The organism is Cellulosimicrobium sp. NPDC057127, assembly GCF_042670945.1.
GTDB lineage: Bacteria > Actinomycetota > Actinomycetes > Actinomycetales > Cellulomonadaceae > Cellulosimicrobium.
In genome coordinates, this window is record NZ_JBHUUP010000009.1 from 27,813 (window position 1) to 50,855 (window position 23,043).

Sequence of the window (23,043 nt, forward strand, 5' to 3'; positions counted from 1 at the left end):
CGGGTACCCGCCGGACAGGGGTACCGCGCCCGGGTGAGCGGGAGGTCAGTGGGCGGGCATCGCCAGGCATCCGCCGTCGGCGATCGGGCCGCCCGCGTCGAGCGTGACGCCGTCGGGCGCGACGCCGCCGAACACGCACCCCCCGGGCACGCTGACGCCGACGCCGAAGCTCGTCGCGACGAGCCCGAGCGGGGACGTCGTCGGGGTCACGGCGGCGTCGCCGAAGCCGGCCTCCCGCAGGGCCGCCACGACGTCGTCGCGGACCAGCGGCTCGCCCGTGACGAGCGGCGCGAGCGCCGCCTCGACGGCCGGCACCGACCGGGCCGCGAGCGCGTCGCCCTCGGGCGTCCCCGACCGCTGCCGGTACGCCTCGTTCGCACGCATCGCCGCCTCGCCGTCGTAGGGCGCGCAGGTGGCGCCCGACGACGCGTCCGGAGCGTCGACCGTCGCGGGGCACGCCCCGGTGGCGACGGCCGACGGCGAGGCGGTCGCCGCGGGCGCGGCGGCGTCGTCATCCTCGGCCCACGAGCCGATCGCCACGAGCACGAGGACGAGGTAGCCGAGGAGCGCGGCGACGGCGAGGCAGACGAGCGTCACGACGACGCGCACCAGCCAGCGCACCCCGGACGCGGTCCCTGTCTCCATGACGGCACCCTGGCACGCGTCACGCCGGGTGCGACACCCATCGGGCGACCTCTGCACCGGATCGGCACAGCCGCCGGGGTGTGAGGGACCACGGCCGGTGCTTCACTGGCGACGGCGGTCGCCGAGCGTCCCCGCCGGCCGACGAGGCCGGGCACGAGGCGGGCGGACGGACGGACGCACCCGAGGACCCGAGGAGAGGAGCGACCATGCGAGCGCTGACCTGGCAGGGCCGTGAGCACGTGAGCGTCGAGGACGTCCCGGACCCGCGCGTCGAGGAACCGACGGATGCGGTGATCCGCGTGACGTCGACCGCGATCTGCGGGTCGGACCTGCACCTGTACGGGGTGCTGGGCATGTTCCTCGACCGCGGCGACGTGCTGGGCCACGAGGCCATGGGCGTCGTCGAGGAGGTGGGCTCCGCGACGGGCGACCTGAAGGTCGGCGACCGGGTCGTCGTGCCGTTCAACATCGCGTGCGGCCGCTGCTGGATGTGCCGGCGCGGGCTGCAGACCCAGTGCGAGACGACCCAGGTGCGGTCGCAGGACAAGGGTGCCGCGCTGTTCGGGTACACCAAGCTGTACGGGCAGGTGCCGGGCGGGCAGGCGCAGTACCTGCGTGTCCCGCAGGCGCACTACGGCCCGGTCGTGGTGCCCGACGACGGCTCGCCCGACGAGCGCTACCTCTACCTGTCCGACGTCGTCCCCACGGCCTGGCAGGCCGTCGAGTACGCGGACGTGCCCGAGGGCGGGAGCGTCGTCGTGCTGGGGCTCGGGCCCATCGGCCAGCTGTCGGCGCGCATCGCCCGGCACCGGGGCGCGGGCCTCGTCGTCGGTGTCGACCTCGTCCCGGAGCGGCGGGCCATGGCCGAGCGGCACGGGGTGCGCACGATCGACCCGACCGCCGTCGACGACCTGCACTCCGCCGTCCGTGACCTCACGGGCGGGCGCGGGCCGGACTCGGTGATCGACGCCGTCGGCATGGAGGCGCACGGCTCGCCGATCGCCGAGACGACGCAGAAGGTCGTCGGGATGCTGCCCGACGCCGTCGCCGCCCCGCTCACCGAGCGCGCGGCCACCGACCGGCTCGCCGCGCTGTACACCGCATTCGCGCTGGTGCGGCGCGGCGGCACGGTCTCCCTGTCGGGCGTGTACGGCGGGGCGAAGGACCCGCTGCCGATGATGCAGATGTTCGACAAGCAGCTCACCATCCGCATGGGGCAGGCGAACGTGCGGCGCTGGACCGACGACGTCCTGCCGCTCGTGCAGGACGCGTCCGACCCGCTGGGCGTGCTCGACCTGCGCACGCACCGCGTGCCGCTCGAGAAGGCCCCGGAGGCGTACCGCACGTTCCAGCGCAAGGAGGACGGCTGCATCAAGGTCGTGCTCGACCCCTGGGCGGCCACCACCTGACGGGAGCTGCGCGGTCCGGCCGCCTCCGTCCCTCACCGCACGGCGAGGTGACCCACGTCGTCGGCACCCTCCCCCAGCTCCGCGACCACGGTCGGCCAGGCGTCGGCCTCCACGCCCAGCCGCGTGCGCAACCATGCCGTGGTCGCGCGCTGCACGAGGGCGACCCGCGCCGGGCTGGCATCCGTGGTCTCGGCGACCTCGTGCCCGACGACGCCGCCGAGCGAGTGCTCACCACCGGTCAGGGTGAGCAGCGCGTCGGCGCCGGCGCCGAGGTGGTAGGCGTCGGTGAACCAGTCCGGCCCACGGGTCGACAGCGCCGACCGGTCGGCATCCCCGGCGACGACCAGCGTCGGGGTGCCCATGGAGGCGTAGTCGGGGCGCATGAACGGCAGGCGCTCGGCGGCGAACGGCGTCAAGGTGTCACCTGTCCCCGCCGCGGCGAGGAGCACGCCCGCGCGCACCCGCGGGTCGGCGAACCGCTCCACGTCGCGTCCGTCGACGGACAGCACCCCGGCGCCGAGCAGGGCGCCTGCGGTCTGCGCACCCCACGAGTGCCCGGCCACCGCCACCCGGTCGACGTCGACGCGGCCGGCGAGCCCGGGCACGGCCGCGACCACGTCCGGCAGCTGGTCGATGACGGCGACGAGATCGGCGATCCGCCAGCGCCAGACGTCGGGGAGCTGCGGGTGCTCGTGGCCGAGGCCCAGCGACCGGGAGTCGAGATGGGTGGGCTGGACGACGGCGAAGCCCTCACCCGCCCAGTGCTCGGCCAACGGGGCGTAGCCGTCCATCGACCAGCCGTTGCCGTGGGAGAGGACCACGACGGGGAGGCGGCTCCCGGCGAGAGGAGCGGTGACTCGTGCACGCAGAGGGGCAGGGCGGCCGTCGGCGGGGATCTCGACCGGCTTGACGGAGACGATCGGTGCGGCGGGCAGAGTGCTGGTGGTCATGCGGGGTCCTTCGGACGGGGTGGGCTCGGGCGCGGCGGGCTGGCACACTGGGTGGTGAAAACGGAACCGCGTTCCGCAAACATACGGAACCATGTTCCGCTTAGCAAGCGACCCGAGGTGCACCCGCCCATGCCCGACGCAGGCACGAACCGCCGGCGCGCCGACGCCGCCCGCAACATCGCGGCCCTGCTCGACGCCGCGTCCGCGGCCTTCGTGCAGGCAGGCGTGGAGGCACCGGTCCGGGACATCGCCGCACGCGCGGGCGTCGGGGTCGGGACCATCTACCGCCACTTCCCCACCCGTGCCGACCTCGTGGTCGCGGTCTACCGGCACCAGGTCGACGCCCTGGCCGCGTCGGCCGACGTGCTGCTCGGGTCGGCCACCTCGCCGTCGGCGGCGCTCGACGCCTGGATCGACGGCTTCGTCGACTTCCTGGTGACGAAGCACGGCCTCGCCGGGGCGCTGCGCTCGGGAGACCCCGGGCTCGAGGCGCTGCACGCGTACTTCCTCGACGAGCTGGTGCCGGCGTGCGCGCGGATCCTCGACGCCGCACGCACCGCCGGCCAGACGACGACGGACGTCAGCGCTTACCAGCTGATGCGGGCCGTGGGCAACCTGTGCATCGGCGCGGAGAACGACGAGCGGTACGACGCGCGCAGCGTCGTCGCGCTGCTGCTGAGGGGCCTGCGCTACGCCGCGCCCTGACCACGGCCGTGGGCCTTCGCGGCACGCGGCTCGCGCACGCGCCCTCGTCGGACCTTCCTGCCCCCGCGACGGCTCAGCCCATGAAGGGCGCGAAGATGGAGGCGACCGCCTCGGCGGCACGGCCGCCATCGCCCGCCGCGATCGCGTCGACCAGCTCGCGGTGGTGGCGATGCGCCGTCTCCTCGTCCTCGCTCTCGTCGTCCCGCATGTGGACGGCGAAGACGTCGAGCATGCTGGAGTAGAGCGTGACGTAGAGGGGGTTGTGCGTCGCCGCGACGATCGCCCGGTGCAGAGCGAGGTCCGCGCTCGCGCGCGCATCGGGGTCGTCGGACGACCATGCCGCCTCGCGGCGGTCACGCAGCTCGCGCAGCAGGGCGACGTCCGCGTCCGTGCGGCTCCGGGCGGCGATCGAGGCCGCGGTGCTGTCCAGGGCGAGCCGCAGCTCCAGGTAGTGGCGACGCGTGCCGCCCGCGAGCTGACGCTCGAGCGTGCCGGTCAGCTCGGAGCTGGAGATCACGAAGGTGCCGCGGCCCTGCTCCCGGCGCAGCAGCCCGGCGTGCACGAGCGACTGGAGCGCCTCCCGCACGGTGTTCCGCCCGACCCCGAACTCCGCCACGAGCGCAGGCTCGGTGGGGATCCGCGCGCCGACCGGCCAGCGGCCGGAGACGACCTCGTCCCGGAAGCGCGCGGCGGCCTGGTCGATGAGACCCACTCGACGCATCGGCGCACCTGTGGAAGACTCCTCGCGATTCATCCCATGATCCCATCACCAGCGGACGCCATCCCGGAGTTTAGCGTGACGACACCGTCTCGACCCCGCCTTCGGGTGCCCCGCGGGCGCCCGGCCCTGTGGGCGGGGCTCGCCATCGCGCTGACCGCGCTCAACCTCCGGACAGCGGTGACCGGCTTCACCCCGCTCCTGGAGATCATCGGCACCGACCTCGGCTTCGGCGTGGCGCTGACGGGGTTGCTCGGTACCGTCCCGGCGGCGTCGTTCGGCATCTTCGGGTTCCTCGCCCCCGTGGTGACACGGAAGTTCGGGCTCGAGCGCACGGCCACGGTGGCGCTGGGATTGACCGCTCTGTCGCTCCTGCTGCGCGCCTTCTCCCCGACGCCCGCCGTGCTCGTGGCGTCGACGGTGCTGGCCCTCGCCGGCATCGGGGCCGCGAACGTCGTCATCGTCCCGCTGGTCAAGACGTGGTTCCCCGACCGGCTCGCCCTGTGGACCTCGCTCTACCTGCTCCTCATGCAGACCGGCCAGTTCGTCGCCCCGCTCCTGGCGGTCCCGGTGGCCGACGCGGCCTCCTGGCAGGTCTCGGTCGGAGTCTGGGCAGCACCGGCCGCCGTGGCTTCCGCGGTCTGGTTCGTGCTCGCCACGAAGCTGCCCCGCGACCACCATCCGTCCGCGGCCACGGCGGCGGCGGTCACACCGACGACGGCCACGACGGTCACGACGACGACGAGCCGACGGATCAGCCGGTCGTCGACCGTCTGGGGCCTCGTCGTCCTGTTCGCGATGCTGTCGCTGTCCAACTACGGGGTCATCACCTGGGTGCCGGCCGTCCTCACCGACGCCGGGGGCAGCGCCGCCCTGGGCGGGGCCATGGTCGGCCTCTACTCGGCCTGGGGCGTGGTCGCCGCCCTGGTGGTCCCCCAGGTGGCCACCCGCACCGCCAACCCGTTCGTGGTCGTCGTCGCGAGCTCGGTCTTTCTCGTCGCCGGATACCTGGGCCTGCTCCTGTCCCCGCTCGACGGCACACCCGTGTGGATGTGCGCACTGGGCATCGGGGTGAGCACCTTCCCGCTCTGCATGACGCTCATCAACCGCCGGACCAGGACCCCGCAGACCGCGTCGGCCGTGTCAGGCTTCGTCCAGGGGATCGGCTACGGCCTGGCGTGCCTCGGCCCGATCGGCCTGGGTCTCCTGCGGGAGGCGACGGGATCCTGGTCGGCACCGCTCCTGGTGCTCGCCGCGACCGTCGTCCCCGGGACGATCGCCGGCTGGTTCGCCTGCCGGCCACGCTTCGTGGAGGACTCCGCGCCACGGTCGACGGAGCACCAGACCGATCGACGCCCGCGCGAGCAGGAGCTCGCGTCGTGACCTCCCGTCGGTCTCCGGCGCCGGTCAGCCCCTCGCGGGCCCCAGGGCGAACCGGAGCGAGAACGGGTCGAGCGTCCCGGGAAGAGCAGCGTCCGGGTCGAGCGGGTGCCGCCCCACGAGCCGCGGCCCGTCCTCGCCGCTCGCGTCGACCAGGAGGGCCAGCACCGTGCTCGTCACGTGCAGCACGAGATTGCGCCCCGCGCACTCCGCGGGTCCGGCGCTGAACGGGACGAGCGGCCAGTCGGCCTCGGTGCGCGGCCCCGTCCACAGCTCGGGCGCGAACCGGTCCGCCTCAGGCAGGTTCTCGTCGTCCCGGTGGAAGAACGGCGCATAGGTGAGGACGAGCGTGTCCTCGGGCACACGGCCGCCCTCCCACCGCGTCGGCGCGGTCGTCTCGCGCAGGAGCGCGGGCGTCGTCGGCCACAGGCGCAGCGACTCCAGCACGACGGCGCGCAGGAACGGCAGGTCCTTCGGCACGGACAGGTCGCGCCCGGCGATCTCCTCGCGCGCCCGGGAGAGCGCGTCGGGGTGGCTCGCCAGCAGGGCGAGCGCGCGGTAGCTCGCCCACGCGGCGGCGTCGAACGCGAACAGCCACTGCGGCACCTGCTGCTCCGGGTCCGTGCGGTCGCTCACGTGCGCGAACGGCATCGACGCCGCGAGGCTGCCGGGCTCCGCCCGGGCGATCTGCCGCCGCACCCCGTCGAGGAAGCGGGCCCGGCGTGCGCGCCGCCTCGGGTGCAGGAACGCCCAGTTCGCCGTCGCGCGCAGCACGTGCAGGTCCTCGGTGAGCGCCTCGTCGTCGCGCGCGCTCGCCCCGAGCACCAGCTGGCGCACCATGCGCCACCACGTGCGGGCGTACGCGTCCCAGTCGAGGACGCCGTCGCGCGCGGCCACGTCGACGAGCTCGGCGACCTCGCGACGGATCTCGCCCACCATGGCGTCGGCCGTGCGGTGCACGGCGTGCCCGCTGTCGAGGACGTCCTCGTTGAACCGCCGGCGGTCCGCCCGGTCGGCGCCCGTGGAGATCAGGACGCCGTGCGGCTGGAAGTGCCCGAGCGCCGACCGCTTCTCCTTCGTGGCGGGCGAGAACGGCTCCGGCGACTGCGCGAGCACGCGGTGCACGTGCTCCGGGGCGAGCAGGACGACGATCCGGCGCCCCGGCACGCGCAGGCGCAACGGACCGCCGCCGTAGGTGCGCCGCAGCCGCTGGAAGAGGCGCACGCCCCGCCGGTCCCCGTCGACGGCCTCGGCCAGGCGCACCGCTCCCGGCCGGCGGACGATCAGCCCGCGCGCCAGGAGCGGGACGGCGACCGTGCCCGCGACGCGGAGCGTGTCCAGCACCGAGGCGCGCGGCAGCGCGCGGGGCGTGGGGGCGGCGGGCTGGGGCACGAGACCTCCTGGCGTCGGCGAGAGGCCACCGTAGGCAGGGCCCGCGGCGCTCGCAGTCCCGGCGTCAGGTGCTGGTCCGCCCCGCGTCGAACACCTCGCGGTAGAGCCGGCCCGCCTCCTCCACGACGGACGGGTCGATCGTCGCCACGGGAGCGGGATCGACGAGCAGCGGCTCGCAGTCCGGGCCGCGGCCCACGACCGTCCCGGTGAGCAGCCACGGGAAGCGCTCGGAGGTCACGAGGTGGGCGTACTGGCACAGCTGCCGCGCCACCCAGTGCTCGACCGGCCGGTCCCACCACGGCTCGGGGTTCATCGGGTTGACGCTGAGACCCGGCAGCAGGGCGCCGCTCTCGTGGTCGCGGCTCGCCACCGCGGCGTCCGCCTCCGGTCCCCCGCTGAACCGCACGTAGAGCGGCGCGACGACACCCGCCAGCTCGGCCACCTCGGTGACGCTGCGCAATCGTGGGCACCCGCCCAGGGGTGCGCCCTGCTGCTCCGACATCGCGGCCTCCACGTCCGTTCGCGGGCGACCCTCCGTCTCGAGCCCGGGGACTGCCCGACGGCCAGGCTAGGCACGGCCCCGGGGTGCTGGCACGTGGTCGTGCACCAGGGCGGGCGCGCGTGCGAGGGCCGGACGGGCGTGCCACGGTGAGGGACCGCCGGCACGCGACACAGGGCCGGTGTGCCGCATCGCGAGGAGGACGAGATGAGCGAGAGCAGCCAGCAGAACGACGGCTACGACCCGAGCCAGGACCCGGACGCGGACCCGGCGAACCTCAACCCGCGCGAGGGCGCGGAGGCGCAGGGCTCGGGGACGTCGAACGACGCCGACCCGGACGCCGACCCGGCGAACCTCAACCCGCGGACCGGCGGCGAGGCCTCGGACGAGGGTTCGGGCGCCTGAGGGACGAAGCAGGTCCTCGCACGGACGGGGGCGCCGGTGCTCGTGCACCGACGCCCCCGTTCGTGCGTCCGGGCTACCGGGCGGCCGTCCCGGTCGCCGGGTGCTCCTTGCGGGCAGGCCACAGGGCGATGGCGAGGCCCGCGATGGCGCTGACGGCGTGCAGCACGTTGTCGGCGCCGTTGATGTTGAGGATGTTCGCGTCCTCGTTGTTCACCACGATCAGCCCGTAGACGAACGTGGCGCCGTACCCGATCGCGAGGATCCACCCGTACGTGCGGGCGCTCGCCGACCGGTTCCACATCAGCACGCCGAGGAGGCCGATGACGATGTGGACGACGTTGTGCAGCGGGTTGATCGCGAACCCGAGCAGCGTCTGCGAGTGGTCGTGCTCGAACCAACCGTCGAAACCCGTGATCGCGAAGCCGACGATGCCGATGATCAGGTAGACCACACCGATCACGAGCGCGAGCCACTGGTGGACGCCGCGCGCGGGACGTTCGGTGGTCGCCCGGACTCCTGGCTGGGGGGTCGTCGTCATGCTGGTCTCCTCACTCCTCGTGCGGTCTCACTCCTTGTGCAGGGCGTCCTTCACGACGCCGGTGGCCTTGTCGAGCGTCGACGGCTTGCCCGTCGTGCCGTGGAAGCGCGGGTCGGGCTGCGTGGGAGGCGGCATCGGCACCCCGGGCGGCGGCGTGGCGACGTACTCGAACGTGCCCTTGCCGTCCGGCGTCGGCCCGCTCGCCCAGCGCCCCTCGGACGCGTGCTCGCCGTCCGAGAAGTTGATGTACTGGTAGGACGACTCGGTGTGCTCCTTGTTCTGCGGGAACGTGCTGGGCACGGGCAGCTCCTCGATCCCCTCGTCGCGCAGCTCCTGGGCCGCGGCGAGCCACTGGTTCTGGTGCATGGTGTCCCGCGCGAGCAGGAACGCCAGGAGGTCCTTCACCCCGCGGTCGTCGGTCATGTGGTACAGCCGGGACACCTGGAGCCGGCCCTGCATCTCGGCGTTCGCGTTCGCCGTGAAGTCGGCGAGCATGTTGCCGCTCGCGGTGACGTAGCCGGCGGTCCACGGGTTGCCGTTGGAGTCGACCGGGCGCGCGCCGGCGCCCGCGACGATCGCCTGCTGAGGGTCGGTCCCGCCGACGATCGCGGCGACGGTCGGGTCGTCCTGCACCGCCCCCTCGACGACGCCGAGCGGGGCGTCAGCGAGGAGCTGGGAGATCATCGTCGCGAGCATCTCGACGTGCCCCATCTCCTCGGCACCGATGCCGTAGAGCAGGTCGCGGTACTTGCCGGGCAGGTGGGCGTTCCAGGACTGGAACCCGTACTGCATGGCGACGGTGATCTCGCCGTACTGCCCGCCCAGGACCTCCTGGAGCTTGCGGGCGTAGACGGCGTCGGGCTTCTCGGGCTTGGCCTTGTGCTGGAGCTCTTGACGGTGGAAGAACATGGAATCTCCCTCGCGGAGTCGGCCGTCCCGCACGCAGCACGGGGCGTCCACGGCACGCGCCAGTTCTCGACGCGTCGAGCGTTCCCTCCAGCGTGGTCCCGGTCACAGGGCGTCGCATCTGGGGACAGGACGACGCGTCGGTCCGCCCTCCCGCCGGGCCGGCCCTAGCCGGCGAGCAGCGCCGCGCGCGCCGCGCTCGCGAGGACGTCGGCGAGCTCCGCGACCCGCTCCGGGTGGGCGGGGAGCTGCGGCGTGGCGACCCGCAGCCACGCGGGCTGCGGCGGGGTCACGAACGTGCGCGACGACGGCGGGAGCACGATCCCGCGCGCCCCGAGCTCGGCGAGGGCCTCGTCCTCGTTCTCGGCGCGCACCCACACGACGAGCCCGCCCGGAGGCGTCGCGGTGCGCACGTCGTGGACGGCGAGCGCGTCGGCGAGGCTCGCCGCGCGGTCGGCGTACCAGCGGCCGGACTCCGCGACGAGCTCGCCGACGCTCGGCGTGACGAGCAGGTGCGCGAGGGCGTTCTGGAGGATGCGGCTCTGCGCGAGGATGCCGTGGCTGCGCAGGCGGCGGACTCCCAGGACGACGTCGCGCGCCCCGCCGACGACCGTCGTGCGCAGGTCCAGGCCGAACGCACGGCAGAACGACGAGATGCGGACGACGCGACCCGGGAGCAGCTCACCGAGGCTCAGGGGCCGCGTCGGGGCGAGCGGGCCGAGCACGTCCTCCTCGAGCACCCAGGCGTCGGGTGCCTGCGTGCGGAGCACGTCGGCGAGCTCGGCGAGGCGCGCCGGCGTGATCCCGCCCTCCAGCGAGAACTCGCCGCCCGGCTGGTAGACGAACGTCCGCGCTCCCGCGGCGAGGGCGCGCTCGAGCGCCTCGGGCACGGGACCCGAGGCGTCGGACGCGACGCCGACGACCTGGAACCCGACCGACCGCAGGTTGCCGATCGTCCCGGACACGGCCGGCTCCTGGACCGCGACGAGACCGCCCGCCGGCGTCGCCGCCTCGGCGGTGAGCAGCGTCGCCTCTCCGGCGCCGCTCACCGTGACCCACTCCGCGGCGTCGAAGGGCCAGTCGCGGCGGACGGCGTCGAGCAGCGCCGGGGTGATCGCCTCGCGGTGCAGGGAGTTGGTGTGGGGCTCGCGCAGGCTGTGCTCGAACGCCTCGAGGAGGTCGGGGAGCCGGTCGGTCGTGGGGTGCGCCGACGCGAGATCCACCGACGACCAGCCGGTGAACACCGGCGCCTGCCCCGCGCGGGGCCAGGGGGGTGCGCTCGCGGGGCCGACGACGATGGTGCCGCCCCGGCGCCGCGTCTGGACGAGACCCCGGTCGACGAGGAGCGACCACGTCCCGGCCACGGTCGAGCGGCCGAGGCCGGACGCCGTCGCGACCTCCTCGATCGTGGGCAGCCGGGTGCCGGGGGCGAGGAGGCCCTGCTCGATCCAGGCGGTGAGCCGCTCCGCGAGCACCGGACCGGAGACCCCGTGCACCGAGGCGATGAGGTCGGCGACCGTACCCGGGGCGGAGCTCCCGGCGTCGGATCCTGTCGTCGTCATCGCCCCTCGTCGGTCGTCGTCGTGCGCCTGAGTCCGCAGCGGTGCCTGCGCGTGGCGCTTTTCATCCAGATGTATATCAGGCCGGCGCGCCCGGCGATCGCGGTCGAGACGCCGCAGCACCCACGGTCTCAGCACGTGGACGGCGCGCGGGCCGGCTTGGAGCGCCCGGCACCGGATGGTTAACGTCTACCCGTGACTCCGAATCTTCCATCACATATGTCTGTGATGGGCACGGCCGACCGGATCCGCTCCGGCCGGTCGTCCGCGCGCGCCGAGGCGGAGTCCGCCCTCGCCCGCGCGGACGTGGTCGACCCGGTGGTGCGGTCGCTCGTGTGGCGCGACGACGCGGCGACGCTGGCCGCCGCCGACGCCGTGGACCGGGCCCACGAGGCAGGGACGGCGCTGCCGCCGTTCGCGGGCGTCCCGCTCACCGTGAAGGACACGTTCTCGGTCGCGGGTCAGCCCTGGACGCGTGGCTCGCTCGCGATCGACGAGACACCGGCGTCCTCGACCGACCTCCTGCCCGCCGCCGCCCTCGCGGCGGGCTTCGTCCAGGTCGGCCGCTCCGCGACGCCCGAGCTCGCCATGACCACGTCCTGCGAGAGCCCGCGCTCGGGCACGACGCACAACCCGTGGGACCTCGGCCGCTCCCCCGGCGGGTCGAGCGGCGGGTCGGCCGCGGCGGTCGCCGCAGGCATCGTGCCGGTCGCCCTCGCGAGCGACGGCGGCGGCTCCCTGCGCGTCCCCGCGGCCTTCTGCGGGCTCGTCGGCCTCAAGCCCTCGCGCGGGCTCCTGCCCCAGCGCGTCCAGGGCTGGGAGGGTGGTGCGACCGAGGGCGTCGTCACGTGGACGGTGCGCGACACGGCCGCCGTCGTCGCGCACCTCGCGGCGCCCGACCCGCTCGCGTGGCAGGTCCCCGCCGGCCCGCCCGACTACCTCGCAGAGCTCGACCGGGCACCCGCCCCGCTGCGGGTCGGGCTGCTCACGCGGTCGTACGACCCGCGGATCGCCGTCGACGCGGCGTGCGTCGCCGCCGTGGAGGACGTCGCCGCGGTGCTGCGCTCGCACGGGCACGCGGTCGTCGCGCTCGACCCGCCCGACGAGGGCGCCGAGCTCATGGACCTGTACCCGGGCGTGGTCATCCCGGCGTGGCTGCGGCAGACGTCGCTCGACCACCCCGAGCTGCTCCAGCCCTACATCCACCGGGTCATGGCGCAGGCGGACGACCTCTCGGCGTCCGACTACGTCCGCGCCGCGGTGCGGGTGCGCGACCTCGCGCGCCGGACGACCGCGGCACTGTTCCGCGACGTCGACGTCGTCCTCACCCCGACGACCGCCACGCGCGTCCCGGCGGTGGGCGTCGTGCTCGACGAGCTCACGCGCCAGGCCCCGTCGCGCGAGTCCGTCGTGTACGAGCGCACACTGGCCTTCACGACGGTGCCGAGCATGATCGGCACGCCCGCGCTCACGCTGCCCACGCACCTCGACGACGACGGGCTGCCGCTCGGCGCCCAGCTCGTCGCGCCGCAGGGTCGCGAGGACTGTCTCCTGCGGCTCGGACAGGTCCTCGAGAGCCACTACGCCTGGGACCTGCGCCGGCCGCCGCACCACGCCGACGCCTGACCCGCGCGGCACGCCCGTCCCGACCCCACCGCCGCACTCCCCTGACCGGTGCACGACCACAGGAACGAGAACCTCATGACCTCCCGCACCACGGGACGGGCCTCCCGGGCCCAGCTCCCCCGCACGCTCGCCGTGACGTCCGCGCTCGCGCTCACCGGAGGGCTCGCCGCGTGCTCGACCGGTTCGGACGACGCCGGGTCGGACGCCCCGTCGGACCAGACGCTCACGGTCGCCGTCTACGCCGGCTCCTGGGGCGAGTCCTTCACGGAGGCGTTCGTCGAGCCGTTCGAGGAGGAGACGGGCGCGACGGTCGAGCTCGTCCCCGGCGGGCCCGCGGACTGGCTGACCGCGCTGCGCTCGACGCAGGGCGGCACCCCCGCCTACGACGTGGTCGCGTTCACGCCCAACGTCGTCCCGAGCGCCGTGTCCGCCGGCGTCGTCGCCGAGCTCGACACCGAGCGCATCGCCGAGTTCGACCAGCTCAACACCGTGCTCGCCGAGCAGAGCAACGTCGACGGCACGCAGTACGGCGTCCCGCTCACCGTCGGCTCGACGGGCATCGCGTACCGGACGGACAAGGTGACGGAGCCGCCGACCGCGTGGTCCGACCTCCTCGACCCGCAGTACTGCGGGCACGTCGCGGTCTCGCCGCTGACCTTCAACACGGGCGTCGAGTTCCTCGCAGGCCTGATCGACGAGGCCGGCGGCACGATCACCGACCCCGACGACGTCGACGCCGCGTTCGAGCAGCTCGAGACCCTCGCCGACTGCGCCTCGTCCTTCCCGGCGGACGGCACGAGCGTCGAGACCGCGCTCGCGAACGGCGACGCGTGGATCGCCGCGCACTGGGACGGCCGCGCGTTCGTCCAGCAGAACCAGGGCGAGCCCATCGGCTACTCCTACCCCGAGTCGGGGTCCGTGGGCGCGCTGACGTCGCTCTTCGTCACCGAGGGCACCGAGCAGGAGGACCTCGCGTACGAGTTCCTGAACTACGTCGCGTCGAGCGATTACCAGCCCGTGTTCTCGGAGGGCACCTGGTACGCCGCGTCGAACGACGAGAACGTCTACCCCGAGCAGTTCAGCCAGCAGATCGCCAGCGGCGAGGGCGCGTACGACGACTTCGTGTGGGTCGACTACGAGGCCATCACGCCGCAGCTGCCCGACCTGCAGGCGCGCTGGCAGCAGATCTTCGGCTGATGGCGGCACCGACGACGGCCCGGGAGACGGGCACGACGACGCAGGGGCGCGTGGAGATCCGCGGGCTGAGCGTCGGCTACGGCGGCCCGCCCGTGCTCGAGCTCGACGAGCTGACCATCGAGGCGGGCGAGTTCGTCTCCGTCCTCGGGCCGTCGGGGTGCGGCAAGTCGACGCTCCTCAGCGTCCTCGCGGGCTTCGTCGCGCCGTCGGCGGGCACCGTCGCGATCGACGGCCAGGACGTCACGCACGTCGCGCCGAACCGGCGCGAGACCGGGCTCGTCTTCCAGAGCTACGCGCTGTTCCCGCACATGACGGTGCGGCGCAACCTCGAGTACGGCCTGCGCACGCGCCGCGTGCCGCGGGCCGAGCGGGACGAGCGCGTCGCGGAGGCGCTGCGGCTCGTCCACCTCGTCGACTACGCCGACCGCTACCCGCAACAGCTCTCGGGCGGGCAGCAGCAGCGCGTCGCGATCGCCCGGGCGCTCGTCACGCGGCCGCGCGTCCTGCTGCTCGACGAGCCACTGTCGAACCTCGACGCGAAGCTGCGCCGGCAGATGCGTCACGAGCTGCGCGAGCTGCAGCGCGAGGTCGGCACGACGACCGTGTTCGTCACGCACGACCAGGCGGAGGCGCTCGCGCTGTCGGACCGGGTGGCGCTGCTCGCGCACGGCGGGCTCGAGCAGCTCGGCACGCCCGAGGAGCTCTACCGGTCGCCCCGCACGCGCTTCACGGCCGACTTCGTCGGCGCGGCGAACCTGCTGCCCGTGCGCACGGACGACGGCCGGCCCACGGTGCTCGGCCGCGCGGTCCCGCGCGCCGAGCGGGCCGACACCGTCGCGCTGCGCCCCGAGCACGTCGTGCTCGTCGGCCCCGGCGACCTCGACGACGACGCCGCACGGGCCACGGTCCTGTCGGTCGGGTTCACGGGCGAGCGCTACGAGTACCGCGTCCGCGCCGCCGACGGGACCGAGCTGCTCGCGTGCCCGCCGGGTGCGCGCCGCTTCGCCGAGGGCGAGACCGTCGGGCTGACGTGGTCCGACGACGCGCCCCTCCTGCTCGGGGCGTCGTGACGTGACGACGACCCCCGCACCGGCGACGCCGGTGGCCGCCGAGCCGGCGTCGCGCCCGCCGCGACGCCGCCGGGAGCTGCGCGGCCACGTCGCCGCGATCGTGCCCACGGCGTTCCTCGTGGTGGCGTTCCTCGTCCCGCTCGCCGGGCTGCTCGTCCTGAGCCTGCGCCCGACCGACGCCATGAACAACACGCTGCCGGGCCTGACGCTCGCGCAGTACGGCGAGGTGTTCTCCACGCCCTACCTGTGGGGGTCCGTCGTCGAGAGCCTGTGGCTCGCGGTCCGCGTGAGCCTGACGTGCCTCGTCCTCGGCTTCCCGGTCGCGTGGTACCTCGCGCGCTCGACGTCGCCGGTCGGCAAGAGCCTCGTCTTCGTCATCACGCTGTCGCCGCTGCTCACGAGCGAGGTCGTGCGCTCGTTCGGTTGGCGCGTCGTCATGGCGGGCGAGGGGCCGGTCAACGTGGCGCTCCAGGCGCTCGGCCTGACCGACGAGTCGCTCCCGCTGCTGCGCTCGCCGTGGACGGTGTTCCTCGCCGTCGTGCACGTCCTCCTGCCGTTCGCGGTGCTCGCGCTGTCGGCGTCGCTCGGGGCGATCGACACGAACCTGCTGCGCGCGTCGTCGGACCTCGGCGCGTCCGGTCTGCGGACGTTCCGGTCCGTCGTGCTGCCGCTCGCGACACCCGGTGTGGTCGCGGCGCTCGTCATCGTCTTCTCGCTGAGCATGGGCGTGTACGTCACGCCGCTGCTCGTGGGCGGGGCGAACCAGTCGCTCGCGGGGCTACGCATCCAGACCGAGGCGATGGTCGCGTTCGACCAGCCGCGCGCCGCCGCGCTGAGCTTCGTGCTGCTCACGGTGACGCTCGTCGCGTGCGGGCTCATCGGCCTCCTCGGGCGCGCCGCGGAGAGGGGGCGTCGTGGCTGACCGTCGCACCGCCACCCCGCACGCCGCGGGCCGGGGCACCCGGGCGCGCCGAGCGCTGAGCCTCGTGCCCGTGGTCCTCGTGTGCGCGTTCCTCCTGCTGCCCCTCGCCGTCGTCGCGCTGAGCTCGTTCAACGAGGGCAACAACTTCCGGTTCCCGCCGTCCGGGCTGTCGCTGCGCTGGTACGCCGAGGTCCTCGGGTCGACGCAGTGGCTCGACTCGCTCGCGTACTCGCTGCGCGTCGCGCTCCTCGTGGTGCCGGTCGTCGTCGTGCTCGGCACGCTCGGCGGGTACGCCATGGGCGCGGGCACGTTCCCGGGACGCCGCGCGCTCGGGCTGCTGTTCCTCTCGCCGATGGCCGTGCCCGGTGTCATGATCGGGCTCGCGCTCCTGTACCAGCTCCAGGGCGCCGGCATGGTCGGGTCCGCCGAGGGCCTGTGGCTCGCGCACCTGGTGGTGACGTTCCCGTTCTGCGTGCGGGTGGTGGCGGTGAGCGCCGCGGCGCTCGACCCGCGCCTGCCGCGCGCGGCCCGGTCCCTCGGGGCGTCGTCCGTGCGCACGTTCCTCACGATCACCGTCCCGCTCCTGCGCCCGGGGATCGTCGCCGGCGCGTTCCTCGCGGCCGTCATCTCGCTCGGCGAGGTCGCGGTGTCCGTGCTCGTCGCGGGCGCCGGCGAGTCGACCGTCCCCGTCCGCATCTACTCGGCGGTGCAGGTCCAGCTCGAACCCTCCGTCGCGGCCGTCTCGACGATCCTGCTCCTCGTGAGCGTCGTGACCATCGCCGTGCTCGACCGCACCGTCCACGTCTCGAGGTTCCTGTAGGCCATGGCTGACCCCGCACCCCACCGTCGCTGGCGCATCGGCATCGACGTCGGCGGCACGTTCACCGACCTCGTCGCGGTCCCCGGGGACGGCACGTCGTGGTCGCTCGCGGACGCGATCACCCACAAGGTGCCGAGCACGCCGCACGACCCGTCGGAGGGCGTGGAGACCGGCCTCGCGCAGCTGCTCGCGCGCGGGATCGACGTCGCGGACGTCGCCGCCGTCTCGCACGGCACGACGATCGGCCTGAACGCGATCCTCCAGGGCCGCGTCGCGACGGCCGCGCTCGTCACGAGCCAGGGGCACCGCGACGTGCTGCAGATCGCCCGCGCCCGGATGCCGCGCTCGTTCGACCTCCACGCGACGCCGCCTGCCCCGATCGTCCCGCGCGAGCACGTCCTCGAGGTCGAGCACCGCTTCACGGCGGGCGGCGCCGCCGTCGGCCCCGAGGTGGACGACGCCGGGCTGGCCCGCCTGGTGGACCGTCTCGAGGCGATCGCACCGGAGGTCGTCGCGGTGAGCCTCGTCGGCGGGTACGCGGCCCGCGAGGCCGAGCAGCACCTGGCCACCCGCCTGGCCGCGGCCCTCGACGTGCCGGTGACGTCCGCGGCCGCGGTGTGGCCCGAGGCCGGCGAGTACGAGCGCACGACGCTCGCCCTCCTCGACGCCCAGATCACGCCGCTCATGACCGCGTACTTCACGGCCCTGCGCGAGCGCCTCGCACGGCTGCGGGTCGACGCGCGCGTCTACATCACGACGTCGAACGGCGGGTCGGTGTCGATCGGGTCGGCGGTGCGACGCCCGGTGCAGACCGTGCTCTCGGGCCCGGCCGGCGGGGTGTCCGCGGCCGCGACCGCCTGGCCCGGGACGGACATGGTGACGCTCGACATGGGCGGGACCAGCAGCGACATCGGGGTGCTGCGCGGCGGTCGCCCGGTGCTCACGACGACCGCCACCGTCGGGCCCCACCCGCTCATGACGCCCGTCGTCGAGGTCTCGGCGATCGGCGCAGGCGGCGGCTCCGTCGTGTGGGGCGACCGCTCGGGCGCGCGGCCCGTGCTGCGCGTCGGGCCGGCGAGCGTCGGCGCGGTGCCCGGCCCGGCCGCGTACGACGCGGGCGGGACGGACGCGGCGCTCACCGACGCGTACGTGCACGCCGGCGTGATCGACCCGCACACGTTCCTCGGCGGGACGTTCCCGCTGCGGGCCGACCTCGCGACGCGGTCGCTCGCGCGCGTCGCCGCGGACCTGCACGTCGGGGACGTGGGCCTCGCGGGCGACGCGTCCGACCAGTCCGAGCGGGCGGACGGCGTCGCCGACGCGGCGTTCCGGGTCGCGTCGGCGGGCATGGCCGCGCGGCTGCGCACCGTGCTCGCCGCCCACGGCGAGGTGCCCGAGCAGTACACGTTCGTCGCGTTCGGCGGCGCGGGCGGGACGCACGCCGCCCTGCTCGCCGACGAGGTCGGGGTCGGGCGCGTGCTCGTGCCCGCCGCGGCCGGGACGTTCTGCGCGCTCGGCGCGGCGATCGCCCCCGTGCGCCGCGACGTCGCGCGCACCGTCCGCACGACGGTCGCGGACGACACGCTCGAGGCGCTGACCGCGGTGTGCGCCGAGCTCGAGGCCGACGTCCTCGCGTGGCTGCGCACGCAGGAGGTCGACGCCACGGGCACCGTGACGCTGAGCGCCGACCTGCGGTACGCGGGCCAGCCGACGACGCTCGAGGTCGTGCTCGCCGAGCGCTCGACCGAGGAGGCGGGGTCGCAGGCGCTGCGCCTCGTGGCCGACGCGACGCTCCGCCGCTTCGCCGAGCAGCACGAGCGCGTGCACGGCTTCGTGGACCACGCCGCGACGGTGCGCGCGGAGACCGTGCGGGCGACCGTGACCGTCCGGCTGGGCGAGGTCCGTCCCGGCAGCGTGGGCGGCACGTTCGTCAAGACCGGCGCGCGCGACGTCCGGTACGACGGCACGGCCCGCCCCGCGACCGTGCACGCGCTCGTCCCGCACGGCGGCGAGCCGTCGGTCGCGGGCCCCGCGGTGGTCGAGAAGGCCGACACGACGGTGCTCGTGCCCGCGGGCTGGACCGCGACGAGCGACGACGGCGGCAACCTGCACCTCGTGCGGGACCGCGCCGAGAGGAAGGGCTGAGCCGTGCTGACGACGGTCGAGAAGGACGTCGCCCACACGCGGCTGCAGGCCGCGGTCGAGGAGATGTGCCTGACGCTGCGCCGGGCGAGCCGGAGCCTGTACGTGCGCGACGCCGCGGACTTCGCGTGCGCCGTCGCGGACCTGTCGGGCCGGTTCGTCGCCTACCCGCAGGACGTCGGCGTCTCGGGCTTCGTCGGCCTCGACCTCACGCCGGCGATCGAGGCGGCGACCGCGGGCGGCCCGCTCGCGCCGGGCGACGTCGTGCTGACGAACGACCCGTACCTGTCCGGCGGCCTGTCCACGCACCTGCCCGACGTCCACGCGATCGCCCCGTACTTCGACGGCGACGAGCTCGTGGGCTACGGGTGGGCGTTCGTCCACGTGTCCGACGTCGGCGGGCGCGTCCCGTCGTCGGTGAGCGTCCTCAACGACTCCGTGTTCGCGGAGGGGCTGCGCGTGCCGCCGGTGCGGTACGTGCGCGGCGGGACGGTCGTGCCCGAGGTCGAGGCGATCCTCGCGGCGAACTCCCGCACGCCCGAGGCGAACCGCGGCGACCTGCACGCGATGCTCGCCGCGCTCGACACGGGGCGACGCCGGGTGGCCGAGCTGACCGCGGGCGTCGGGGCGGCCGGGCTCGCGGACGTCGGCCGGTTCGCCCGCGACCAGAGCGCCGCCCGCGCCCGGGCCGCGCTGCGCACGCTCGCCGACGGCACCTACCGGTTCGAGGACTTCCTCGACAACGACGGCGTGAGCGACGTCCCGCTGCGCGTCGTCGTGACCGCCACGGTGGCCGACGGCACGGTCCACCTCGACCTCACCGGTACCGACCCGCAGGTCGAGGCCGCGCTGAACATGGTGACGTTCGGGAAGGCCCACTCCTGGGTCGTGACGCGGTTGTTCGCGATCGTCGGCACGCTCGACCCGGCCGTCCCGCTCAACGGCGGGCTCATGGACGTCATCGGCTTCACCGCTCCCGAGGGCACGCTGCTCAACGCGACGGGGACCGCCGCGACGGGCGTGCGGCACGCGACGACGTCGCGCGTCAACGACGTGGTCTCGGGCGCGCTCGTCCAGGCGGCGCCCGAGGTGCTGCCCGCCGCGTCGAGCGGTCTCGTCGTGCCGGTCGTCTTCGCGGCGGCCGACGGGTCCCGCGTGGACGTCGTCGAGCCGATGGTCGGCGGCACCGGCGCGCGCCACGGCGCGGACGGTGCCGACGGCCGCGACTCCGGCATCTCCAACCTGTCGAACAACCCCGTGGAGACCGTCGAGGCGAACGTCGCCGTGCGCGTGCTGCGCTACGCCCTGCGCACCGACTCGGGCGGCGCCGGGCGCTGGCGCGGCGGGAGCGGCCTCGAGCTCGAGTTCGAGGCGCTGACCGACGGCTCGCTCCTCGCACGCGGGCTCGAGCGCCTGCGCTTCCGCCCGTGGGGCTTCGCGGGCGGCCGCCCCGGCGCGCTCACCGAGCTCGTCGTCAACGCGGGCCGCGCGGACGAGCGGCGGCTGTCCGTCGTCGACGTGCACCCGCTGCGCGCGGGAGACCGCGTCGTGCTGCGCACGTCCGGCGCGGGCGGGTACGGCGACCCGCTCCTGCGGGACCCGCAGGCGGTGCTCGCCGACGTGGCGGCGGGCCTCGTGTCGCCGGGGCACGCGCTCGAGGCCTACGGCGTCGTCGTGCGCGACGGCGCGGTCGACGAGTCCGCCACCGGGGCGGAGCGCGCGGGCCGGGCCGTGGTGCCCGCGGACCCGGCGACGCACGCGCTCGGGCCGGAGCGCGGACGCTGGGAGCGCGTCTTCCCGAGCGTGCTCGCCGACCGGCTCGACCGGCACCTGCGGATGCTGCCCACGACCGTGCGCGCGGCACGCCGCCGCGAGACCTACGCCGGCGTCCTCGCCGACCTCCCGCACCGGTTCCCGGCCACGTCCGCCGACGACGCCGAGCTCGACGCGGCAGCGCGGGCGTTCGCCGACTCGGTCGCCACGCTCGGGGCGCCCGCCACGGCGGACGCGGGCGCCGGGGTGACGTCGCCCGCATGACGGGCGGTGCGGCGGGCGGCCGACCGCCCCTCGACGCGGTCGTCGTGGGCGGAGGGCCGCGCGCCGTCGCCGTCGTGGCGCGCCTCGCGGCCCGACGCCGCCCGGGCGTGCCGTGGGGCTCGGCGCCGGACCCGTCGCTGCCGGTGCTGCGCGTCGCCGTCGTCGACCGCGTCGAGGTCGGCGCAGGCGCGACGTGGCGGACGGACCAGTCCCCGCTCCTGCTCAACAACACGTGGGCGGCGCGCACGACCGCGCACGCCGACGCCTCGACGCCCATGACGGGGCCCGTCGTCGCGGGACCCGACCTCGTCGACTGGGCACGTGCCGCGGCCCCGGCCGCCGGACCGGGTGACGAGGTCCGCCGCGTCGGCCCCGGCTCCTACCCCTCCCGGCGGCTCCAGGGCGACTACTACCGCGACCAGCTCGCCGAGGCCGCGCGACGCGGGAGCATCGAGGTGGTGCCCGTCCACGGGACGGCCGTGGACGTGCGCGCGCCCCGGCCCGGCGTGCGCGAGGTCGTGCTGGCGCCCGGACCGGCCGGCCCGGGCTCCTCCGCCACGACAGCCGCGACGCTCGAGGCGCCCGTCGTCGTGCTCGCGCAGGGCATGGTCCAGTCCCGGCGGTCCCCACGGACGGAGGCGTTCGCGGCGGCCGCCCGCACGCACGGGCTCGTGTACGTCGAGCCGGGGATGCCCGCCGAGCGCGACTGGGACGCGGTCCCCGCGCGCGAGGACGTGCTCGTCGCCGGCCTGGGCGCCAACTTCTTCGACGTCCTCGCGCTGCTCACCGTGGGGCGCGGCGGACGCTTCCTCGACGCGCGCACCGGCGAGCCGCACGACGCGGCCGGGCGGTCGTGCGACGACGGCGGGGCCGACGGCGCCCACGCCGGCGACGCGCTGCGGTACGTCCCGAGCGGTGCCGAGCCGCACCTGCTCGCGGGCTCGCGGCGCGGGCTGCCGTACCGGGGCAAGGGTGCGCTCGCCGACGGCCTGCCCGCCCCGTACCGGGCGCGGATCGCGACCCGCGCACGCTTCGACGCGCTCCCCGCGCGGGCGGACGGACGCCCCGTGCTCGACCTCGCGCGCGACGTGTGGCCGCTCCTCGCGGCCGAGCTCGCGCTCGCGCACCTGACCGCGCTGGCCGAGCACCGGCCGTCGGCCCTGCGGGACGGCGTCGGCGTCGCCGAGGTCGTCGGGCGCCTGGCCACGACCGACGACGTCGCCCGCGTGGCCGCCGACCTCGTGCACGACCCCGCGGACGCGTTCGACCCCGCCCGCGCCGACCGCCCGCCTCTCCTCGACGCCGCGGGCTGGCCGGCGTGGGTCCGGCGCTGGGCGCGCGACGAGCAGGAGTCGGTGTCCTCGCCGCTCACGTCGCCGCGCGCCCGCGTCAACCGGGCGATGGAGACGCTGCGCGGCGAGGTCGCGCGGCTGGTCCGGTCCGGGGCCGTCGACGGAGCGTCGCTGGAGGACTTCGGCGAGGGCTTCCTCACGCCGCTCGGCCTCGCGCTCGCGTCCGGGCCGCCGCCGCGCCGCACCGCCCAGCTCCTCGCGCTCGTGCGCGCGGGCGTCGTGGAGCTCCTGGGCGAGGACACCCGGGTCGACGTCGAGGACGGCGCCTTCGTCGCCCGCAGCCTCGTGCGGGGACCTGTGCGGACCAGGGCGTTCGTCGAGACCCGCATGTCGCGCGGGGCGGTGGGGCCGACGGACGACCCCCTCCTGCGTGCCCTGCTCGGCTCCGGCCGCGCACGACGGCACCCGCTGCCCACCGCGGCCGGCGGCACCGTGCCGTCCGAGAGCCTCGACGTGACACCCGACGGGTTCGCGCTCGTGGACGCCCGCGGTGCCGTCGACGGCCGCGTCGTCGTGCTCGGCATCCCCGCCGAGGCCGTGCAGCGCGGCTCCGCCATCGGCGCGAGCCCCGGCGTGCCGTCGCCGCTCCTCGCGGGTGCGGACGTGGCGGCGCGTCGCATCATGAGCAGCGGCGCGGGCGGCCTCGGCCCGGGACCCGACCGGGCGGAGGACACGCGGCTGCGTCCGCGTGCACGACCGGGGCCCTGCTGAGAGCATCGCGGGAGAAGTCGCACGCCAGGGCGGCGCTCGTCGGCCGTCGACCCGATCACG

At 75.4% G+C, this 23,043-nt stretch carries 20 protein-coding genes; 12 read left to right on the forward strand and 8 right to left on the reverse strand.

The window, feature by feature from the left end; genetic code table 11:
- Window positions 1–45: 45 nt before the first annotated feature.
- Window positions 46–645 carry a DUF6993 domain-containing protein gene (locus tag ACFTZA_RS10440; RefSeq protein WP_378193860.1) on the reverse strand — a complete coding sequence of 200 codons (600 nt, stop codon included), beginning with the start codon at window positions 643–645 and terminating at the stop codon, window positions 46–48.
- A 206-nt stretch (window positions 646–851) separates the two neighbouring features.
- Here ACFTZA_RS10440 and ACFTZA_RS10445 point away from each other — a divergent pair, with 206 nt between their 5' ends.
- Entirely contained in the window at window positions 852–2,054 is a 1,203-nt protein-coding gene (locus ACFTZA_RS10445) for a zinc-dependent alcohol dehydrogenase (RefSeq protein ID WP_378193863.1), read from the forward strand.
- Between the two features lie 32 nt (window positions 2,055–2,086).
- Here ACFTZA_RS10445 and ACFTZA_RS10450 read toward each other — a convergent pair whose 3' ends face one another.
- A complete protein-coding gene (locus ACFTZA_RS10450; RefSeq protein ID WP_378193866.1) occupies window positions 2,087–3,004 on the reverse strand; it encodes an alpha/beta hydrolase family protein in 918 nt (305 codons plus the stop codon).
- Between the two features lie 129 nt (window positions 3,005–3,133).
- Between ACFTZA_RS10450 and ACFTZA_RS10455 the strand changes: the two genes are divergently transcribed.
- On the forward strand, window positions 3,134–3,709 hold the full coding sequence (locus ACFTZA_RS10455) for a TetR/AcrR family transcriptional regulator (protein WP_378193869.1): 576 nt from the start codon (window positions 3,134–3,136) through the stop codon (window positions 3,707–3,709).
- A gap of 73 nt (window positions 3,710–3,782) precedes the next feature.
- Here ACFTZA_RS10455 and ACFTZA_RS10460 read toward each other — a convergent pair whose 3' ends face one another.
- Window positions 3,783–4,430: a FadR/GntR family transcriptional regulator gene (locus ACFTZA_RS10460; RefSeq protein ID WP_378193872.1), complete on the reverse strand. Its 648-nt coding sequence runs from the start codon at window positions 4,428–4,430 to the stop codon at window positions 3,783–3,785.
- A gap of 75 nt (window positions 4,431–4,505) precedes the next feature.
- Between ACFTZA_RS10460 and ACFTZA_RS10465 the strand changes: the two genes are divergently transcribed.
- Window positions 4,506–5,810 (forward strand): CynX/NimT family MFS transporter, encoded by a 1,305-nt coding sequence (locus ACFTZA_RS10465; RefSeq protein ID WP_378193875.1) that lies wholly within the window; start codon window positions 4,506–4,508, stop codon window positions 5,808–5,810.
- Between the two features lie 24 nt (window positions 5,811–5,834).
- Here the strand turns inward: ACFTZA_RS10465 and ACFTZA_RS10470 are convergent, their stop codons facing one another.
- Window positions 5,835–7,199 carry a cytochrome P450 gene (locus ACFTZA_RS10470; RefSeq protein ID WP_378193878.1) on the reverse strand — a complete coding sequence of 455 codons (1,365 nt, stop codon included), beginning with the start codon at window positions 7,197–7,199 and terminating at the stop codon, window positions 5,835–5,837.
- A gap of 64 nt (window positions 7,200–7,263) precedes the next feature.
- A complete protein-coding gene (locus ACFTZA_RS10475; RefSeq protein WP_378193881.1) occupies window positions 7,264–7,701 on the reverse strand; it encodes a DUF6098 family protein in 438 nt (145 codons plus the stop codon).
- Window positions 7,702–7,905: 204 nt separating this feature from the next.
- Between ACFTZA_RS10475 and ACFTZA_RS10480 the strand changes: the two genes are divergently transcribed.
- On the forward strand, window positions 7,906–8,103 hold the full coding sequence (locus ACFTZA_RS10480) for a hypothetical protein (protein ID WP_378193884.1): 198 nt from the start codon (window positions 7,906–7,908) through the stop codon (window positions 8,101–8,103).
- 73 nt (window positions 8,104–8,176) lie between these two features.
- Here ACFTZA_RS10480 and ACFTZA_RS10485 read toward each other — a convergent pair whose 3' ends face one another.
- The 3 genes from ACFTZA_RS10485 to ACFTZA_RS10495 all read right to left on the reverse strand — a co-directional run bounded on the left by ACFTZA_RS10485 (window position 8,177) and on the right by ACFTZA_RS10495 (window position 11,109).
- A complete protein-coding gene (locus ACFTZA_RS10485) occupies window positions 8,177–8,641 on the reverse strand; it encodes a DUF4383 domain-containing protein (RefSeq protein ID WP_378193886.1) in 465 nt (154 codons plus the stop codon).
- Window positions 8,642–8,668: 27 nt separating this feature from the next.
- Window positions 8,669–9,550, reverse strand: coding sequence for a manganese catalase family protein (locus ACFTZA_RS10490; protein WP_378193889.1), 882 nt, complete (start codon window positions 9,548–9,550; stop codon window positions 8,669–8,671).
- 164 nt (window positions 9,551–9,714) lie between these two features.
- Complete coding sequence (locus ACFTZA_RS10495; protein WP_378193892.1) at window positions 9,715–11,109, reverse strand: aminotransferase class I/II-fold pyridoxal phosphate-dependent enzyme; 1,395 nt, start codon at window positions 11,107–11,109, stop codon at window positions 9,715–9,717.
- A gap of 225 nt (window positions 11,110–11,334) precedes the next feature.
- Here ACFTZA_RS10495 and ACFTZA_RS10500 point away from each other — a divergent pair, with 225 nt between their 5' ends.
- From ACFTZA_RS10500 to ACFTZA_RS10535, 8 genes are all read left to right on the forward strand, one after another.
- Window positions 11,335–12,732, forward strand: coding sequence for an amidase (locus ACFTZA_RS10500; RefSeq protein ID WP_378194249.1), 1,398 nt, complete (start codon window positions 11,335–11,337; stop codon window positions 12,730–12,732).
- A 75-nt stretch (window positions 12,733–12,807) separates the two neighbouring features.
- A complete protein-coding gene (locus tag ACFTZA_RS10505; protein WP_378193895.1) occupies window positions 12,808–13,929 on the forward strand; it encodes a PotD/PotF family extracellular solute-binding protein in 1,122 nt (373 codons plus the stop codon).
- Window positions 13,929–14,999: an ABC transporter ATP-binding protein gene (locus ACFTZA_RS10510; protein WP_378193898.1), complete on the forward strand. Its 1,071-nt coding sequence runs from the start codon at window positions 13,929–13,931 to the stop codon at window positions 14,997–14,999. Before ACFTZA_RS10505 ends, ACFTZA_RS10510 begins: the two co-directional genes overlap by 1 nt.
- A 1-nt stretch (window position 15,000) precedes the next feature.
- Window positions 15,001–15,921, forward strand: a complete 921-nt coding sequence (locus ACFTZA_RS10515) for an ABC transporter permease (protein WP_378193901.1) — start codon at window positions 15,001–15,003, stop codon at window positions 15,919–15,921.
- Window positions 15,914–16,741 carry an ABC transporter permease gene (locus ACFTZA_RS10520; RefSeq protein ID WP_378193904.1) on the forward strand — a complete coding sequence of 276 codons (828 nt, stop codon included), beginning with the start codon at window positions 15,914–15,916 and terminating at the stop codon, window positions 16,739–16,741. Before ACFTZA_RS10515 ends, ACFTZA_RS10520 begins: the two co-directional genes overlap by 8 nt.
- Before the next feature lie 3 nt (window positions 16,742–16,744).
- Window positions 16,745–18,886 (forward strand): hydantoinase/oxoprolinase family protein, encoded by a 2,142-nt coding sequence (locus ACFTZA_RS10525; RefSeq protein WP_378193907.1) that lies wholly within the window; start codon window positions 16,745–16,747, stop codon window positions 18,884–18,886.
- A gap of 3 nt (window positions 18,887–18,889) precedes the next feature.
- Entirely contained in the window at window positions 18,890–20,920 is a 2,031-nt protein-coding gene (locus ACFTZA_RS10530; RefSeq protein ID WP_378193910.1) for a hydantoinase B/oxoprolinase family protein, read from the forward strand.
- On the forward strand, window positions 20,917–22,983 hold the full coding sequence (locus tag ACFTZA_RS10535; protein ID WP_378193913.1) for an FAD/NAD(P)-binding protein: 2,067 nt from the start codon (window positions 20,917–20,919) through the stop codon (window positions 22,981–22,983). Before ACFTZA_RS10530 ends, ACFTZA_RS10535 begins: the two co-directional genes overlap by 4 nt.
- The last annotated feature ends 60 nt before the right edge of the window (window positions 22,984–23,043 follow it).

What these genes read in the sequence shown, in the direction of transcription:
- ACFTZA_RS10440 (WP_378193860.1), bottom strand. Translation starts at nt 645, where the DNA reads ATGGAGACAGGGACCGCGTCCGGGGTGCGCTGGCTGGTGCGCGTCGTC.
- ACFTZA_RS10445 (WP_378193863.1), top strand. Translation starts at nt 852, where the DNA reads ATGCGAGCGCTGACCTGGCAGGGCCGTGAGCACGTGAGCGTCGAGGAC.
- ACFTZA_RS10450 (WP_378193866.1), bottom strand. Translation starts at nt 3,004, where the DNA reads ATGACCACCAGCACTCTGCCCGCCGCACCGATCGTCTCCGTCAAGCCG.
- ACFTZA_RS10455 (WP_378193869.1), top strand. Translation starts at nt 3,134, where the DNA reads ATGCCCGACGCAGGCACGAACCGCCGGCGCGCCGACGCCGCCCGCAAC.
- ACFTZA_RS10460 (WP_378193872.1), bottom strand. Translation starts at nt 4,430, where the DNA reads ATGCGTCGAGTGGGTCTCATCGACCAGGCCGCCGCGCGCTTCCGGGAC.
- ACFTZA_RS10475 (WP_378193881.1), bottom strand. Translation starts at nt 7,701, where the DNA reads ATGTCGGAGCAGCAGGGCGCACCCCTGGGCGGGTGCCCACGATTGCGC.
- ACFTZA_RS10480 (WP_378193884.1), top strand. Translation starts at nt 7,906, where the DNA reads ATGAGCGAGAGCAGCCAGCAGAACGACGGCTACGACCCGAGCCAGGAC.
- ACFTZA_RS10485 (WP_378193886.1), bottom strand. Translation starts at nt 8,641, where the DNA reads ATGACGACGACCCCCCAGCCAGGAGTCCGGGCGACCACCGAACGTCCC.
- ACFTZA_RS10490 (WP_378193889.1), bottom strand. Translation starts at nt 9,550, where the DNA reads ATGTTCTTCCACCGTCAAGAGCTCCAGCACAAGGCCAAGCCCGAGAAG.
- ACFTZA_RS10495 (WP_378193892.1), bottom strand. Translation starts at nt 11,109, where the DNA reads ATGACGACGACAGGATCCGACGCCGGGAGCTCCGCCCCGGGTACGGTC.
- ACFTZA_RS10500 (WP_378194249.1), top strand. Translation starts at nt 11,335, where the DNA reads ATGGGCACGGCCGACCGGATCCGCTCCGGCCGGTCGTCCGCGCGCGCC.
- ACFTZA_RS10505 (WP_378193895.1), top strand. Translation starts at nt 12,808, where the DNA reads ATGACCTCCCGCACCACGGGACGGGCCTCCCGGGCCCAGCTCCCCCGC.
- ACFTZA_RS10510 (WP_378193898.1), top strand. Translation starts at nt 13,929, where the DNA reads ATGGCGGCACCGACGACGGCCCGGGAGACGGGCACGACGACGCAGGGG.
- ACFTZA_RS10525 (WP_378193907.1), top strand. Translation starts at nt 16,745, where the DNA reads ATGGCTGACCCCGCACCCCACCGTCGCTGGCGCATCGGCATCGACGTC.
- ACFTZA_RS10535 (WP_378193913.1), top strand. Translation starts at nt 20,917, where the DNA reads ATGACGGGCGGTGCGGCGGGCGGCCGACCGCCCCTCGACGCGGTCGTC.